Origin of the sequence: Erwinia sp. 9145 (assembly GCF_000745075.1) — a bacterium.
Taxonomy (GTDB): domain Bacteria; phylum Pseudomonadota; class Gammaproteobacteria; order Enterobacterales; family Enterobacteriaceae; genus Erwinia; species Erwinia oleae.
The window spans coordinates 3464316-3480192 of record NZ_JQNE01000001.1; the positions used below are offsets into that span (position 1 = coordinate 3464316).

Annotated in this window: 12 protein-coding genes; 4 read left to right on the top strand and 8 right to left on the bottom strand. The window is 57.2% G+C overall.

Features of this window, described 5'->3' with window-relative positions; translation table 11 throughout:
* Window positions 1–58: 58 nt before the first annotated feature.
* From tldD to csrD, 8 genes are all read right to left on the bottom strand, one after another.
* Window positions 59–1504, bottom strand: coding sequence for a metalloprotease TldD (gene tldD, locus FA91_RS16335; RefSeq protein ID WP_034917371.1), 1446 nt, complete (start codon window positions 1502–1504; stop codon window positions 59–61).
* A gap of 81 nt (window positions 1505–1585) precedes the next feature.
* Window positions 1586–5386 carry an AsmA2 domain-containing protein YhdP gene (gene yhdP, locus FA91_RS16340; protein ID WP_034917374.1) on the bottom strand — a complete coding sequence of 1267 codons (3801 nt, stop codon included), beginning with the start codon at window positions 5384–5386 and terminating at the stop codon, window positions 1586–1588.
* 46 nt (window positions 5387–5432) lie between these two features.
* Entirely contained in the window at window positions 5433–6902 is a 1470-nt protein-coding gene (rng, locus tag FA91_RS16345) for a ribonuclease G (protein ID WP_034917375.1), read from the bottom strand.
* Window positions 6892–7485 (bottom strand): Maf family protein, encoded by a 594-nt coding sequence (locus tag FA91_RS16350; RefSeq protein WP_034917377.1) that lies wholly within the window; start codon window positions 7483–7485, stop codon window positions 6892–6894. Before FA91_RS16350 ends, rng begins: the two co-directional genes overlap by 11 nt.
* An 8-nt stretch (window positions 7486–7493) precedes the next feature.
* Complete coding sequence (gene mreD, locus FA91_RS16355; protein WP_034917380.1) at window positions 7494–7982, bottom strand: rod shape-determining protein MreD; 489 nt, start codon at window positions 7980–7982, stop codon at window positions 7494–7496.
* A complete protein-coding gene (gene mreC, locus FA91_RS16360; protein WP_034917381.1) occupies window positions 7979–8968 on the bottom strand; it encodes a rod shape-determining protein MreC in 990 nt (329 codons plus the stop codon). Before mreC ends, mreD begins: the two co-directional genes overlap by 4 nt.
* A 64-nt stretch (window positions 8969–9032) precedes the next feature.
* Window positions 9033–10076 carry a rod shape-determining protein MreB gene (mreB, locus tag FA91_RS16365; protein WP_003855260.1) on the bottom strand — a complete coding sequence of 348 codons (1044 nt, stop codon included), beginning with the start codon at window positions 10074–10076 and terminating at the stop codon, window positions 9033–9035.
* A 307-nt stretch (window positions 10077–10383) separates the two neighbouring features.
* A complete protein-coding gene (gene csrD / locus FA91_RS16370; protein ID WP_034917383.1) occupies window positions 10384–12333 on the bottom strand; it encodes an RNase E specificity factor CsrD in 1950 nt (649 codons plus the stop codon).
* A 194-nt stretch (window positions 12334–12527) separates the two neighbouring features.
* On the opposite strand from csrD, the gene FA91_RS16375 reads away from it, so the two are divergent.
* The 4 genes from FA91_RS16375 (at window position 12528) to aroQ (ending at window position 15877) form a co-directional block, all read left to right on the top strand.
* Window positions 12528–13505, top strand: coding sequence for an oxidoreductase (locus FA91_RS16375; protein WP_034917386.1), 978 nt, complete (start codon window positions 12528–12530; stop codon window positions 13503–13505).
* A gap of 80 nt (window positions 13506–13585) precedes the next feature.
* Complete coding sequence (msrP, locus tag FA91_RS16380; RefSeq protein ID WP_034917388.1) at window positions 13586–14587, top strand: protein-methionine-sulfoxide reductase catalytic subunit MsrP; 1002 nt, start codon at window positions 13586–13588, stop codon at window positions 14585–14587.
* Window positions 14587–15186, top strand: a complete 600-nt coding sequence (gene msrQ, locus FA91_RS16385) for a protein-methionine-sulfoxide reductase heme-binding subunit MsrQ (protein WP_034917391.1) — start codon at window positions 14587–14589, stop codon at window positions 15184–15186. The genes msrP and msrQ overlap by 1 nt, the downstream gene beginning before the upstream one ends.
* 238 nt (window positions 15187–15424) lie before the next feature.
* Complete coding sequence (aroQ, locus tag FA91_RS16390; protein ID WP_034917393.1) at window positions 15425–15877, top strand: type II 3-dehydroquinate dehydratase; 453 nt, start codon at window positions 15425–15427, stop codon at window positions 15875–15877.

Consider the following 15877-nt stretch of genomic DNA (forward strand, 5'->3'; position numbering starts at 1 on the left):
CTTACTCAGGGTGCCATTCGCTGGCGCCAGACGCCGCCCATCGGGCGACGCCGTGAGATCAGGCCGTTCCGCCAACGGTCAGCCTGTCCAGCTTCAGCGTTGGCTGACCCACGCCGACCGGCACGCTCTGACCCTCTTTGCCGCAAACGCCCACGCCTTTATCCAGCGCCAGATCGTTGCCGACCATGGAGATTTGCTGCATGGCTTCAATGCCGGAGCCGATCAGCGTCGCACCCTTCACCGGTTTGGTCACCTTACCGTTTTCAATCAGATAGGCTTCCGAGGTTGAGAAAACGAATTTACCGGAGGTGATATCCACCTGTCCGCCGCCAAAATTGGGTGCCCAGATGCCGTAATCAACGCTTGCGATAATGTCTTCCGGCGTCGACTGGCCCGCCAGCATATAAGTGTTAGTCATGCGCGGCATCGGCAAATGCGCGTAGGACTCACGGCGACCGTTGCCGGTAGGACTGACGCCCATCAGGCGCGCGTTGAGCTTATCCTGCATGTAGCCTTTCAGCATACCGTTTTCAATCAGCACGTTGTACTGACCCGGCACGCCTTCATCATCGACCGCCAGAGAACCGCGCAGCCCTTCTATAGTGCCATCGTCCACCACGGTACACAGCTCAGACGCCACTTTCTGGCCCATCTGTCCGCTGAATACCGAAGTGCCGCGACGGTTAAAATCGCCTTCCAGCCCGTGTCCGACCGCTTCGTGCAGCAGCACGCCAGGCCAGCCCGCGCCCAGTACTACCGGCAGCGCACCGGCCGGTGCGGCAACGGCGCTCAGGTTGACCAGCGCCATGCGCACGGCTTCACGCGCCCAGGCTTCCGCCCGCGTTTCGCCCGCTTCGTTAGCGAGGAAAAATTCATAACCAAATCGGCCGCCGCCGCCGCTGGAGCCGCGCTCGCGTTTGCCGTTTTCTTCCACCTGCACGCTGACGGAAAGCCGCACCAGCGGACGCACGTCGGTCGCCAGCGTACCGTCCGTTGCCGCCACCAGCACCAGCTCGTAGACGCCGCTCAGGCTGGCGCTGACCTCCTGCACGCGCTTATCGGCAGCGCGGGCGGCCTTGTCCACGCTGTGTAGCAGGGCGATTTTCTCTTCACGGGTCAGGCTTTGCAGCGGATCGGCAGTGGTGTACAGCGAGCGGTTTACCACCGCGCCGAGCGTATGCGATTTACCGTTGCCCTGTTCGCGCACGATGCTGCGTGCGGCGCGGGCACTTTGCGTCAGCGCATTCAGTGTAATTTGATCGGCATAGGCAAAGCCGGTTTTTTCACCGCTGACGGCACGCACGCCGACGCCCTGGTCGATGTTCCAGGAACCGTCTTTAATAATGCGGTCTTCCAGCACCCAGGATTCGTGGTAGCTGGATTGAAAATAGAGATCGGCATAGTCCAGCTTACGTTCGGAAAGCTGACCGAGCAGGGAAAAGAGATCCTGTTGATTTATATTATTAGCAGTTAGTAACTGCTCACTTACCAGATTCAGACTCATGGGTTCTCGCTCTGTTTGGATGAGCCAGTCGCCTGGCGTCGCATCTCTATAGCCTGAGGCAATTAAGCAGTCACGTCAAATTCACCTGTTGCTCTTCTCACGCGGCTTGCGAAGGACTTCATCGATCTGTGGTTTGTCGATGGGACCGGAGATGTGATAGCGCAGAACAGAGATCTTATTCCACAGCGGCGCGAGCACCTTGCTGGCGGCAAATACCGCCGCGCCCACCACCGGGTTGACCGCAAACGCCGCCGCCACGCCGACGGTGGCCGAAATTTCCGGCGCTACCACCGCTTCCATATCGATCTGACGCTTCACCAGATCCATTTTGCCCTGCATGGCGATATCCGCTTCCAGGCCATCCACCAGCAGGTTGTCGGTACGCATCACCCCTTTTTCGATCCAGGCCGTGCCGCTGATAGAGTCAAAATAGAAGCCCTGATTAAAGGTGTCGCTGAAGTCGAGCCGCAGTTTGCGCAGCAGCGCATCAAAGCTCACCAGCCGCAGCAGCTGCCCGGCTCGCCCGGTATTAACATCAGCAATTTCCCCCGCGCCGAAGTGCGTTTTCAACACGCCACTCAGCGTATTCTCCGACGGTTGCCAGGGCGCCGACTGCCAGTGCAGATCGTAATCAATGTTAAACGGCGCATCGCGCAGCGGCGAGTTCACGCCAAACCAGTTGGTGGCGTCGTTAATTTTTTTACCGCTCAGCACGCCTTTCAGGGCGGCGCGCTGCGAACCAGGACGATTAACCCATTCGCCATTGACCGTCAGGCGCGAACTGCCGGAGTCAATCAGGCCGTTTTTCAGCGAAAGCGTGTCGTGAGTGTGGGCAAAATCTGCCTGCATCCGGCCAAATTTTTGCCCGCGCAGCCAGCACTCGTCACAGGTGATGTTGAGCGCGGGCCAGCTGCTGAAATCGATCGCGCTGGCGTCGTCCGGCATCGGCGAGGCGCCCTTCTGCGCGGCCCACTCCGGGTTGTAATAGAGATAGTTCAGATGCCCAACCCAGGGCGAATTGCCATTGATGGCTAAGGTGCCGTTGATCTCTTTGCCTTTCGCCGTGACCTGAGTATTTCCCGCCATCGTCTGGCTGAGCGTCACGTCAAGATCGCGCCACTGCTGGCCCGCCAGCATCAGGGCAGGCGTGCGCAGGATAATATTTCCCGGTATCAGCGATTTTCCGCTTTTGCCGGCTGATTGATCGCCGCCCGCGCCCACCAGACCAAGCCACGCGGCCCCGTCCAGCGGCGGCAGGTTCAGCACCATGCCCGCAGACTGCGGCAAGGGCGGCGTGCGGCGGGTGGTGTTTTCCCAGATACCGCGCTCGATTTTAAGCTGCTTACCTAACAACCACCGGCTGTTAAAGCGGTGATCGCTACCGACTGAGCCGCTCAGGTTAAATGAGGCGAGATCGCCTTTTGCAATAGCTTTTACCGGCATCGCGTCGCCCTGTTTTTTATCAAGCGGAGAAGGTAAGTGACTACTTACATTCTTCAGGTCGCCATCCACGGCAATGGTGTAATTCGCGCCGCCCGCATGCGGCAAGGCGATCTGCACATCGCTTTTCCAGCTGGCGGTGCCGCCGATTTTTTCACGCAGCGCCGCCGGTACGGCGTCGATTTTACCCGGCTGCCAGTCGCCCTTCACGTCCACGCCAATCTGATACTCTTTCGCCGCTTCTTTGGTGTTAAAGCTGGCGTCAATGGGCTGACCAAACCAGGTGGCGGTGAGCGGCCCGCTTTGCAGATTGCCGTTATCATAAGTGAAACGCCCGTTAAGCTGATGGAGCGTGCTTTCCAGCGGTTTGATAAACAGCGCGTTATTATGAAGGTTCACGTCGCCGGTGGCGCGCACTTCTTCGCCATCCAGCGGAATGTCTAAATGTAAGTGACCACCCACATTCCCTGTAACCTGAAGCTCATCGAGGGCAGCGCCTAAAGAAGGTTTTAACGGTGTCTGATTAAAGTAGTCGCCAACGTCCTTGCCTTCACCACTGATATCACCATCGATAATCAGTTTCTCTTTCAGATAGTCAGGAATGACCGCAGAAATATTTTTCCCCTGTACCTTGCCCAGCTTCGCCTCGCTGGCCTTCATCCACAGGCCGTCGTTAACGAAATCCAGGTTGATATCGAGGTTCTCAAGCGCGGGCCAGCCTGGCTGAAACGCATAGGTAGCATTTTTGAGCGGCACCCAAACCTGGAACAGCCCGTCGTTATGTTTAAACGGGAAAAGTTCCGGATTACCGGCAAAAACCAGCGATGCATTACGCGCCTGGCCGCCTTTAATGGCGCCGCTGAGATAATTGACCAGCGCTGTGCCCATTAGTGGTTCGGGGAAGTAGCGCCAGGCATCGGCCGCGTTGGTGACGTTGATCCCGGCAAGAATATCCAGCCTTGGCGGCTGCCCGCTGTTTTGCGCCCATTTGAAGTCGCCTTTAGCCCACAGCGAGCGCGCCTGCACATCCAGATCCTTACCGCTGAGGGTGATATTGTCTTTGTCATAACGCCAGTCGAGGGTGCCGCTGGCGTGGGCAACGTCCAGCGGCGCACGGAACATGTCGCCGTACGGCAGCGTGGCGTTATTAAGGTTGAAGCGCAGCTGTCCGTCGGACACGCCGCCAGCGACCTCACCGTCAAGATGTTCCATGCCCGGCAGCAGTTCCCAGTGCTGCCAGCGCAGATCCTGCCAGCGTGCCTGGAAACGCATGTGCTCCGGCTGCTTAACGGGCACGTCCACCGCCAGCACTTTCAGCAGGCCGCGTGGTTGCAGCGCGCGCCAGTTTTCCAGCAGCCCTGGCGTCATACCGGCGAAAAGCGGAATAATAGGATCGATGCGTTCCAGATCCAGGTTGGTGGCGCGAAAGCGCACCTCTTCGTTATGTTCCGGGCCGGGAAGCAGGCCGCTTTCCGGCTGCCAGAGCAGTGAAAGCTGCCCGTTCGGCCAGCGCTTCCCATCGGTCACCAGGTTGGTTTGCGGCAGATGAATACGCCAGCCGCTGTTGAAGCGGGTGATATGCGCGGTAACATTATCGACGGTCAGCGTGTGGGGTTGCCTGTCGCCCTGCCAGCCCGCGCCGCCTTTTTTAAGCTGCACGTCACCTTCATAAAGCTCGCCCTCTTTCAGGGTCATCCAGGCGGCAAGACTGAAGCGGGCGCGATTGAGCGTGGTATTGTCGCGCATCCATTTTCCCAGCCAGGGGCGCACGTCTACGTCCTCGGCCTGCATCCACACGCGGCCGGTGTCCAGATATCCGTTACTGTCGCTGAGATCGAGCCGCACCTGCACTTCGCCGTGCTGGCCGGTAAAGCTCGACAGATTAACCAACCCTTCAGCGCGATGGCGGGTTCGTTCGTTAAGCCAGGTCAATTGTGGAATATCCAGGCGCGCGCGTTGGCCGGACGGCGTCAGGAAGCTGATCTCACTGTCGCGCAGGTCGAAATGGTCAAACTGGCGAAGGAAAAGATCGTTGATCTGACCGGGTTTCAGTTCAATTTTGGCGTTGTCGCCAATGGTCAGCGGCGTATTGGTCGCCAGCCGAAGCTGGTAAAAAGTAAGATTGCGGAACTGCCAGCGCAGATGCAGCAGCGACTGCCAGACATCCAGCGCCAGCGACACCCGCCCGACGTTCAGCTCGCCGCCGTCCTGCAAGCCAACGTGGAGATCGCCGATATCAAGAACCGGGCCGAAGTTCGCCCACTGGCCATGCAGCACGGTAGCCTGGACAGGCATATTGATGGCGGAGGAGACGTGCTTCAGGATCGGTTCGCGCCAGCTGTCCAGGTGCGGCATAACCAGACGCAGCCCGCTCACCAGCAGCGCAACAACGACAACGATAATCGCGCCGGCAAGCAGCAGAATCCTCGGCAATTGCCTCACACACACCTCTCCATGACTTCCGCAACGGCGGACCTGAACGACAACATTACATCATGACTACGTCAAACTGTTCCTGAGTATAGAGGGGTTCAATCTGAACTTTCACCTGTTTACCAACGAATATTTCGACTTCGGCCAGCGCGTGGGATTCGTCGGTCTTCAGTGCCTCGCCCACCGCCGGCGAGACGTAAACCAGAAAACGATCGGAGTCGTAAGCATGGTGAACGCGGACAATCTCACGCAGGATTTCATAACACACCGTTTCCACCGTTTTCAGCGTGCCGCGGCCTTTACAGGACGGACACTCCTGACAAAGCACGTGCTCAATGCTTTCCCGCGTGCGCTTGCGGGTCATCTCCACCAGCCCAAGCTGCGAGAAGTTATTGATACCGGTTTTCACGCGATCCTTGCTCAGCGCCTGCTCCAGCGAATGCAGTACCCGGCGACGGTGGTCTTCGTTGCTCATGTCGATAAAGTCGATAATGATGATGCCGCCGAGGTTACGCAGACGTAGCTGACGGGCAATCGCCTGGGTCGCTTCAATATTCGTATTGAAAATGGTTTCGTCGAGGTTGCGATGGCCGACAAAGGCACCAGTATTAATATCAATGGTGGTCATCGCCTCGGTCTGATCGATAATCAGGTAGCCGCCGGACTTCAATTCCACTTTGCGATCGAGCGAGCGCTGGATTTCATTTTCCACATCGAAGAGATCAAAAATCGGCTGTGTACCCGTGTACAGTTCCAGCTTCGCGCTCATCTCCGGGATGTATTCGCCTGTGAACTCAATAAGTTGCTCATACGTAATCCGTGAATCCACGCGCACGCGATCCAGCGCGGCGCCTGCAAAATCACGCAGGATGCGCTGCGACAGCGCCACTTCGCCGTACAAACGGTAGCGCGTCTGGTTGCGCTTTTTACGCTCCAGCACCTTCGTCCATAGCCGCTTGAGGAAGGCAGCGTCAGACGCCAGCTCCACTTCGCCAACGCCTTCCGCCGCAGTGCGGATAATGTAGCCGCCCAGTTCGTCGCAGTAGGAGGACACCACGGATTTCAGCCGCTCACGCTCCGCTTCGCTTTCGATACGCTGCGAGACGCCTACGTGCGATGCGCCGGGCATAAAGACCAGGTAGCGCGACGGCAGCGTGATGTCGGTGGTGAGCCGCGCGCCTTTGGTGCCGAGCGGATCTTTCACCACCTGCACCATCAGATCCTGTCCCTGGCGCACCAGCTCTGAAATATCGCGCACCACAAAGTTTTTCTTTTCATCACCCGCCACGCATTCGGTGTGCGGCATAATGTCGGAAGCGTGCAGAAACGCCGCTTTCTCCAGGCCAATATCGACGAAGGCCGCCTGCATGCCCGGCAGCACGCGACTGACGCGCCCTTTATAGATATTGCCTACGATGCCGCGACGCGCTTCACGCTCGATATGGATTTCCTGAAGGATGCCGCCGTCAATATAGGCAACGCGGGTTTCGCCAGGCGTAATATTTACCAGCAGTTCAGCCGTCATTTTTCTCCCCCACTTCACGCAGTGATTCAAAGTGGCTGAGCAGCTCGGCGGTTTCCACCAGCGGCAGCCCAACCACAGCGTGGTAGCTGCCGTTGATCTTGCGGACGAAATTTCCGCCCAGTCCCTGAATGCCGTATCCGCCCGCTTTATCCATCGGCTCGCCGCTGGCGATATAGCCTGCGATGTCCGCGTCGGTCAGCGTGCGAAAGGTGACGTCGGTGACGGTCAGACACTCCAGTTGGTGCTGTCTGTCAGCCAGCGCCACGGCGGTCAGCACGCGGTGCGTTTGCCCCGACAGCTTCGCCAGCATGGCGGCCGCGTCAGACGCGCTGGCGGGTTTTTCCAGCACCTCGCTATGCAGCACAACGATAGTATCGGCGCCCAGAACGGGCAGATCCTGCGGCGCAACCGCTACGCCAGCCTGCGCTTTCTCACGCGCAAGGCGACGAACGTAGGCTTCCGCCTCTTCATCAGGACGTCTGCTTTCTTCAATTTGCGAGGAGAGGCGTTCGAAGCGCAGACCAAGCTGCGTCAACAACTCGCGGCGACGAGGGGAACCAGAGGCCAGATAAAGGGATACCATAATCTTCCTTATTGAACGGCGAACTGGCGGCGTATTTTTCTCATCAGTAAGAACAACCAGGGCCAGAGGATGCCGTCAATTACGCTGCTCCAGAAAATTTCCGGACGGAACGAGACGTTAATCACCAGAAACTCCGCCCAAAAAATAATGACGCTCGTTGCCAGCGACAGCACCATCACCATCAGCGCCTGCTGCCAGAGCGCGAGGTTGCGGAACAGTTGAAATTTAAAGGCCACCAGATAAGCCACAATACTGAGTGCCAGCGCGCGCACGCCCAGCGTTGAACCAGAAATAAGATCCATTATAGATCCCATAAGGAAGCCCGTACCGACATTAACGCGATGCGGCAGCGCCAGCACCCAGTAAATCAGGATCAGCAGCAGCCAGGAGGGGCGGAACATGTAAAGTTGTTCCGGCCACGGCATAATCTGTAGCGAGAGCGCAATCAGAAACGACAGCCAGACAACCCATCTGCCGTGACTGCGATAGCTGCTCAAGGCTGGCCTCCGGCTGCGGCTGGCGCAGCGTTATTCTGCACTGCGCCGGGTGCGGGCGGCCCGACCGTTTCGCCTGCGGTCGGCAGCACCTGCGGCATCATCTGCATCAGGCGTTCATTCGCCACCCGATGCACTTCGGGCGGTGCCAGCGGCATACTGCCGTTACGATCGGCACCCCACAGCAGCAACAGGTAGCGCAGACGCTGAAGGCCAGCGGTAGGCCGCGCCTGAATGACGGTATAGGCGCGCTGCGTATCCACTTTCACCGAGGAGACCACGCCCACCGGATAGCCTTCCGGGAAGCGGCCACCCAGCCCGGAGGTGACCAGCACGTCGCCCGGACGGATGTCGATATTCCCTGCCAGGTGCTCAAGCTGAAGCTCTTCGGAACAGCCATTACCGGCGGCGATCACGCGAATGTCATTGCGTAGTACCTGGATAGGCAGCGCATGGGAAGAGTCGCAGATCAGCATCACGCGGCTGGTAATTTTCCCTACCGCCACGACCTGCCCCACCACGCCCTTGTCGCTGATAACCGGCTGGCCTTCATAGACGCCGTTGACGCTGCCTTTATCGATCACCACCTGATCGGTGTAGGGATCGGTACCGGCTGAGATCACCTGGGTAACCATTTTCTGCTCGTCCTGACGTAGCGGCGAGCCGAGCAGCTCGCGCAGGCGCGCGTTTTCCTGCTTAAACTGACCCAGCATCAGAAGTTCGCTGTTTTTGATCATCAGCTCGCGCTGAAGCGCTTTATTTTCCAGTTCAAGCTGCTGACGAGAGGCGAGCGTTTCAGAAACGCTGTCCAGAATCTGACGTGGCCCGTTGGCCAGAAAATAGAATGGGCTGACCGCCGTATCCATATAGGTGCGAATTTGGGTAAACGCGCCCATGCGGCTGTCGGCGATGATGACGCCTACTGCCACCAGGACCGCTAAAAATAAGCGTAACTGTAGGGAAGGCCCCCTACTGAAAATCGGCTTCATAAACTCGGCGTTTTCCTCGACATCGGGTAAAAGACGCGCGCAGACACGCGCGCCTTCAGGCTGATTATTCTTCGCTGAACAAATCGCCGCCGTGCATGTCGATCATTTCCAGCGCTTTACCACCGCCGCGCGCTACGCAGGTCAGAGGATCTTCGGCCACCACAACCGGGATGCCCGTCTCTTCCATCAGCAGGCGATCGAGGTTACGCAACAGCGCGCCGCCGCCGGTGAGCACCATGCCGCGCTCGGAGATGTCAGAGGCCAGTTCAGGCGGACACTGTTCCAGCGCCACCATAACCGCGCTAACGATACCGGTCAGCGGCTCCTGCAATGCTTCAAGAATTTCGTTTGAATTCAGCGTAAAGCCGCGCGGCACGCCTTCGGCCAGATTACGGCCACGCACTTCGATTTCGCGCACTTCGTCGCCCGGATAGGCAGAACCGATTTCATGCTTGATGCGCTCGGCGGTCGCTTCACCAATCAACGAACCGTAGTTACGGCGAACATAATTAATGATGGCTTCATCAAAGCGGTCGCCGCCAATACGCACGGAAGAGGAGTAAACCACGCCGTTCAGCGAGATCACCGCCACTTCCGTGGTGCCACCACCGATATCCACAACCATGGAGCCGGTCGCTTCTGACACCGGCAGGCCGGCGCCAATCGCGGCGGCCATCGGCTCTTCAATCAGGAATACTTCGCGCGCGCCTGCGCCCTGAGCGGATTCGCGAATTGCACGACGCTCAACCTGCGTGGCGCCAACGGGCACACAGACCAGCACGCGCGGACTTGGGCGCATGAAGCTGTTGCTGTGAACCTGTTTAATAAAGTGCTGAAGCATTTTTTCGGTCACGAAGAAATCAGCAATCACGCCATCTTTCATCGGGCGAATAGCAGCAATATTTCCCGGCGTACGGCCAAGCATCTGCTTAGCGTCATGGCCAACGGCCGCAACGCTTTTCGGGGAACCGGCACGATCCTGGCGGATAGCAACGACGGAGGGCTCATTCAAGACGATGCCCTGTCCTTTAACGTAAATCAGGGTATTGGCGGTACCCAGGTCGATGGACAAGTCGTTGGAAAACATGCCACGAAATTTTTTAAACATACTGAAGGATAATCCTGCAAGCTGGAGGCGGATGATAAAATCCGCTTACTTTACCAATCACATGAGGCAGCGACAAGGCGCAAAAACGTCCTGCTTCGATGAAAAAATACGCTATATCACGCCAGACTTACAACGCCAAAAACTATCCACAGTCGAAACGGTCTCGCTGTTCATTTCCACGCTGGCAAGCGGGTATAACGTACATAAAATTTTACATTCTCAGGCGCCCTCACTCTGCGTCAGGACAACCTCTCGTCGGCACCACAGCCGCGCGGCCATTCTACGTGAAAACGGGTTTAACGGCAGATTAAACTCGATATCTTTGCGAATATTTTTTCACGTTGCTGCTCAGCAGTTCCGAGGATGCAAAGAAATCTCCCTGCCCTCCCGCCACGCCCAGTTCAGCCAGCGTCAGCCATTCCGTTTTGGCCCGAACGCCAGCGGCAAAGACCCGCGTTGATGTCCCGTGACAGCTCTCAAGCAGGCTCTGCACGAAGAGCTGGTTTTCGGTGCGCCGTTCAATATTGCGCACCAGACCGGGATGCAACTTGATCAGCTCAACGTCAAACTGCTTAATATACGATGCGCTGACCACCGTCAGGCCCGCCTGATTCACTGCAATCCGGCAGCCTGAGCCTTGCATCAGACGCAGCGCGCCGCCAAGACGATTGATGTGTTGACACACATCTGCTTCTGCAAGTTCAAATAAAATGTGATTTCTTTGAAATTTAGTGCATTGCAGCAGGACATCGCGCAGCCAGCTCAGAAATGACGGCTTTAAAAGCGCATCAACCGTCAACGGGACAGCCAGCGTTTCTTCCGGCCAGACCGGCAGCAGGGAAATGATGCGCGTCACCATCTGACGATCGTAGGCTTCCGCCATGCCAAGCTGCTGCACCAACGGCAGGTACTCCGCAGCCAGCACTTCGGTCTCGCCATCGAAAATGCGCGGCATGATTTCCCGATGATGCACGCTGCCCAGGCGATCGACCGCAGGCTTTTGATACAGGCGCGGGCCGCCGCGGCTGAGCGTATTTTCCAGCAGCGTTCGCCACTTCACGCTACCGCGCGAAAATTTTTGCTGCGGAACGTTGCTGACTGACCAGTTGTTGCCGCCCAACAGCGTCGCCTGCCGTGTTGCCAGCTCCACACTGTCCATCACGTCCTGCGTACTTTGCCCGCTGTGCCAGGCGCTGATACCAATGTGGATCATGTCTTCGCGGTCCAGCATGCGGTTAGGTGGCAGCGCATCCACGGCGTTTATCAATTGCGAAGCAATAATGTCGGCGTCTTTCAGGCTGCGATGCGGCAGTAAAACCGTGAAATCGCTGCGAAAATAGCGCGCCAGCAGCGCGCCCGGATAGCGCATGACAAAGGTGGAGAGCAGATTGACCATATCGAACAGGTACTCCTGCGAATAGTGATTGCCTTCGTTTTCACGCAGCGTATCGAAGTCCGGCAAACGTATCATCATCACCATGCCGTGCGCGCTGGCACCGTCATTTTCTTCCAGCATTGTTGAGAGCTGATTATCGAAAAACAGCCGGTTGTTAAGCCCGGTTTTGGCATCTCTGGCGGCAAAGGCGCGGATCAACGTATCGATACGATTGCGCTGCTCCCCCGCCTGATGCAGATCGGAAAGCAGCAGGTCGATAGCGGAACTGGCTTTGGGCGGCCATTCATAAACCGAGCCGGATCTCACCTGGCTGCGCTCGCCCTTCAGTACGTCTGCGGCGCGGCGTTCGAGCTGCTCCATGCCTTTTAGCTGGCGGTTCAGCCAGCGGTGGATCAGCAGCAGCGTCAGCGTCATAATGATGGCGATCGCCACCACCACGGTCAGGGTAAAGCTGCCCATAAACGAGCGCAGCCAGGTCTTCGTGGTGTCCACCCACAAAATATTCAGCGAATAACCCGGGTGTTTTTTCAGTTGAATAACGGTGCGATGAAGCTGATTTGGCTCGTCCTCTATCACCTCATCCTGATGATGTCCCACCTTCAGACGAACCGACTGCCCGTCGAGCAGTTCTGCGCGCGTAATTTGCAGCGGCCCCATCATCAGGCGCATGCCGGGGGCAATTTGTTCAGGCGAGTTGAGCAGCAGCGCGCTGTCGACGTTTTCCGCGAATAACTGCAAACGATGCTCCGCGCGGCGCTCGCTCAGATAAAAAAAACTCAGCACGCATCCCGCCAGCATCAGCATGGTTGCCAGCGCGGTCACTAACGTGATAATCGTGGAAAGTCTGGTTGTTAATCGCATCCCTGTGCCCGTTTTTCAGCAGCGCTTTTCTCAATTTTCTGCTGATAGTGTAAGTAGTTTCGGCTGATGTCGTCAGAGAAAAATATCACATCCCTTCGTGCATTTACTTACCTGTTCGCAAGATAGTTAACAATAAAGTCAGTAAACTCTTTTTAAAACCTTCTTATACTTTTAAAGCCTATGCAGGAGATCCCATGCAAGCACTCGTTCTTGAACAGTCAGACGGCCAGACCATCGCACACGTGAAGCCCGTTTCGCCAGAGATGTTACCTGCCGGTGAAGTAACGGTCGATATCGACTGGTCCAGTCTTAACTATAAAGATGCGCTGGCCATTACCGGGAAAGGAAAAATCATTCGTCAGTTTCCGATGGTTCCCGGCATCGATTTTGCCGGAAAGGTTCACCATAGCGAAGATCCGCGCTTCCATAATGGTCAGGCGGTGCTGCTTACCGGTTGGGGCGTGGGAGAGAATCACTGGGGCGGCCTTGCTGAACAGGCGCGGGTCAAAGCCGACTGGCTGGTGCCGATGCCGGAAGGGCTGGACGGCCGCAAAGCGATGATCATCGGCACGGCGGGCTTTACCGCAATGCTTTGCGTTATGGCGCTCGAAGAGGGCGGCATCCGGCCTGACAGCGGCGACATTCTGGTAACCGGCGCCAGCGGCGGCGTGGGCAGCAGTGCCATCGCCCTGCTCAGCGCGCTGGGTTACACGGTGACGGCGGTCAGCGGCCGTGGAACCACGCACGACTATTTACGGCAGCTGGGCGCGACATCAATGCTTTCCCGTGATGAGTTTACCCAGGACTCGCGCCCGCTGGAAAAGCAGCGCTGGGCAGGCGCCATTGATACGGTGGGCGACAAAGTGCTGGCCGCCGTGCTGGCGCAGATGAATTACGGCGGCGTGGTGGCCGCCTGCGGGCTGGCGGGCGGTTTTACCCTGCCGACCACGGTCATGCCGTTTATTTTACGCAACGTGCGTCTTCAGGGCGTCGACTCAGTGAGTGTGCCAGCGGCGCGCCGTGTTGAAGCCTGGAAAAGGCTGGTCAAAACGCTGCCTGAGGCGTTTTATCAACACGCCACGCGTGAGATTGCGCTGGCCGAGGCTGCTGACGGCGCGGCAAGGCTGCTGAAGGGTGAAATAATCGGCCGCACGCTGGTAAAAATTCGTTAATTTTTTGCCCCCTGTCGTTTACCGGGGGCGCTACGCGTCACGTTTCTTGTTTTTTCGCTGCTCCCTGGAGACCTCACCCGATGAAACCTGTAGATAAACTGACTGAACGCGACGTTACCCCGGAAAGTATTTTTAACGGTCGCCGCCAGGTGCTGAAAACGTTGGGGATCAGCGCAGCCGCGCTGTCGCTGCCCACCGCCGTGCAGGCGGATGTACTGGCGTGGTTTAAGGGCAACGATCGTCCCAAAGCCCCTGCCGGGAAGCCGCTCGATTTCAGCAAACCTGCGCAGTTTCAGGCGAAGCTGACGCTCACGCCGGAAGACAAGGTGACGGGTTATAACAATTTTTATGAGTTCGGGCTGGATAAAGCCGATCCGGCCGCCAATGCGGGGACGCTGAACACCACCGACTGGAAAATAGAGATCGGCGGTGAAGTGGCGAAACCCATCACCCTGAGTATGGACGACCTGTTTAAACGCTTTCCGCTTGAGCAGCGAATTTACCGGATGCGCTGCGTTGAGGCCTGGTCGATGGTGGTGCCCTGGGTGGGCTTTGAACTGGGCAAGCTGTTGAAAATGGTCGAGCCCACCAGCAACGCGCGCTATGTGGCTTTCCAGACGCGTTATGCGCCTGATGAAATGCCAGGCCAGAAAGATCGCTTTATCGGTGGCGGTATCGATTATCCCTACGTTGAAGGACTGCGTCTGGATGAAGCGATGCATCCCCTGACGATGCTGACCACCGGCGTTTACGGTAAAGCGCTGCCGCCGCAGAACGGCGCGCCTGTCCGCCTGACGGTGCCGTGGAAATACGGCTTTAAGGGCATTAAGTCGATCGTCAAAATTACCTTAGTGAAGGATATGCCGCCCACCACGTGGAATCAGCTGGCATCGAATGAATACGGTTTTTACGGCAACGTCAATCCGCACGTCGATCACCCGCGCTGGTCACAGGCGACCGAACGTTTTATCGGCTCAGGCGGTATTCTTGACGTCAAACGGCAACCCACTCTGTTGTTTAACGGTTATGCCGATCAGGTGGCGTCGCTCTATCGTGGCATGGATTTGCGGGAGAATTTCTAGTGCGCCTGACGCTTAAACAGATAACGCTGCTGAAAGTTGTACTGCACCTGGCAGGTAGTCTACCGCTGCTGTGGCTGCTGTTGTCCATCGATCAGGGCTGGCTGAGCGCCGATCCGGCCAAGGATATTCAGCACTTTACCGGGCGCATGGCGCTGAAATTTCTCCTGGGTACGCTGCTGGTGACGCCGCTGGCGCGCTACGGCAGACAGCCGCTGCTGATCCGCGTTCGTCGGCTGCTCGGCCTGTGGTGCTTTGCCTGGGCAACGCTGCATCTGGTGAGCTACTCGCTGTTGGAGTTAGGGATAGATAATCTCGGCCTGCTTGGCTCCGAGCTGGTTTCCCGTCCTTATCTGACGCTGGGTATCGTGAGCTGGGTGATATTGCTGTTGTTGGCGGCGACGTCCCCACAAAAAGCGCAGCGTCGTCTGGGCAAGCGCTGGCAAACGCTGCATAACGGCATCTATCTGGTCGCGATCCTCGCGCCGGTGCACTATCTGTGGTCAGTCAAGACCTTCTCGCCCCAGCCCTGGATTTATGCGCTTATCGCAGCAATTTTGCTGGCGTGGCGCTATAAAAAATTTCGCCAGTGGCTGCGATAGCGGTCTTCCAGAACTGCGTGCCGTGCCGCAGTTCTGGAAAGTATTCGCCTGCATCCTCCCAGGTCAGTTGATTAACTTCGCTGATAAGACCAGTATTTAGCTGCGAATTGCCTCGAAATCATTATAATGCCCGACCCTGACCTCGAATAATTGCCAAATTTCATCATGAAAGGTGACAAACGGTATTTACCGATGTATTTTGTGCGATGCCTTATAGATCGCAGGAGATAGCAGCGCAATGGCTGATAAGTTTCACATTTTGCTTTTAAACGGCCCCAACCTTAATCTGCTTGGCTCACGTGAGCCGGATAAGTACGGGAAGACGACATTAGCGGAAATCGTCAGCGACATCGCATCCAAAGCTGACGCGTTGAATGTGAAACTGAGCCATCTCCAGTCAAACGCGGAACATGCGCTTATCGATCGCATCCATGAAGCAAAAGACAATGTGGACTATATCGTCATCAATCCGGGCGCCTTCACCCATACCAGCGTAGCGCTTCGTGACGCGTTGCTTGCCGTAAGCATCCCGTTTATTGAAGTGCATCTGTCTAACGTGCACGCCCGCGAGCCGTTTCGCCACCATTCTTATCTTTCTGATATAGCTGCCGGCGTAATTTGCGGGCTGGGCGCCGATGGTTATTCCTGGGCTTTACAGACGGCGGTAAAACGCCTGTCACAACCTCATTAA

Bases quoted from the DNA above. Each gene is read 5' to 3' on its own strand.
- FA91_RS16350 (WP_034917377.1), bottom strand. From the start codon at position 7,485: ATGGTATCCCTTTATCTGGCCTCTGGTTCCCCTCGTCGCCGCGAGTTG.
- aroQ (WP_034917393.1), top strand. From the start codon at position 15,425: ATGGCTGATAAGTTTCACATTTTGCTTTTAAACGGCCCCAACCTTAAT.
- rng (WP_034917375.1), bottom strand. From the start codon at position 6,902: ATGACGGCTGAACTGCTGGTAAATATTACGCCTGGCGAAACCCGCGTT.
- tldD (WP_034917371.1), bottom strand. From the start codon at position 1,504: ATGAGTCTGAATCTGGTAAGTGAGCAGTTACTAACTGCTAATAATATA.
- mreC (WP_034917381.1), bottom strand. From the start codon at position 8,968: ATGAAGCCGATTTTCAGTAGGGGGCCTTCCCTACAGTTACGCTTATTT.
- FA91_RS16375 (WP_034917386.1), top strand. From the start codon at position 12,528: ATGCAAGCACTCGTTCTTGAACAGTCAGACGGCCAGACCATCGCACAC.
- msrP (WP_034917388.1), top strand. From the start codon at position 13,586: ATGAAACCTGTAGATAAACTGACTGAACGCGACGTTACCCCGGAAAGT.
- mreB (WP_003855260.1), bottom strand. From the start codon at position 10,076: ATGTTTAAAAAATTTCGTGGCATGTTTTCCAACGACTTGTCCATCGAC.
- csrD (WP_034917383.1), bottom strand. From the start codon at position 12,333: ATGCGATTAACAACCAGACTTTCCACGATTATCACGTTAGTGACCGCG.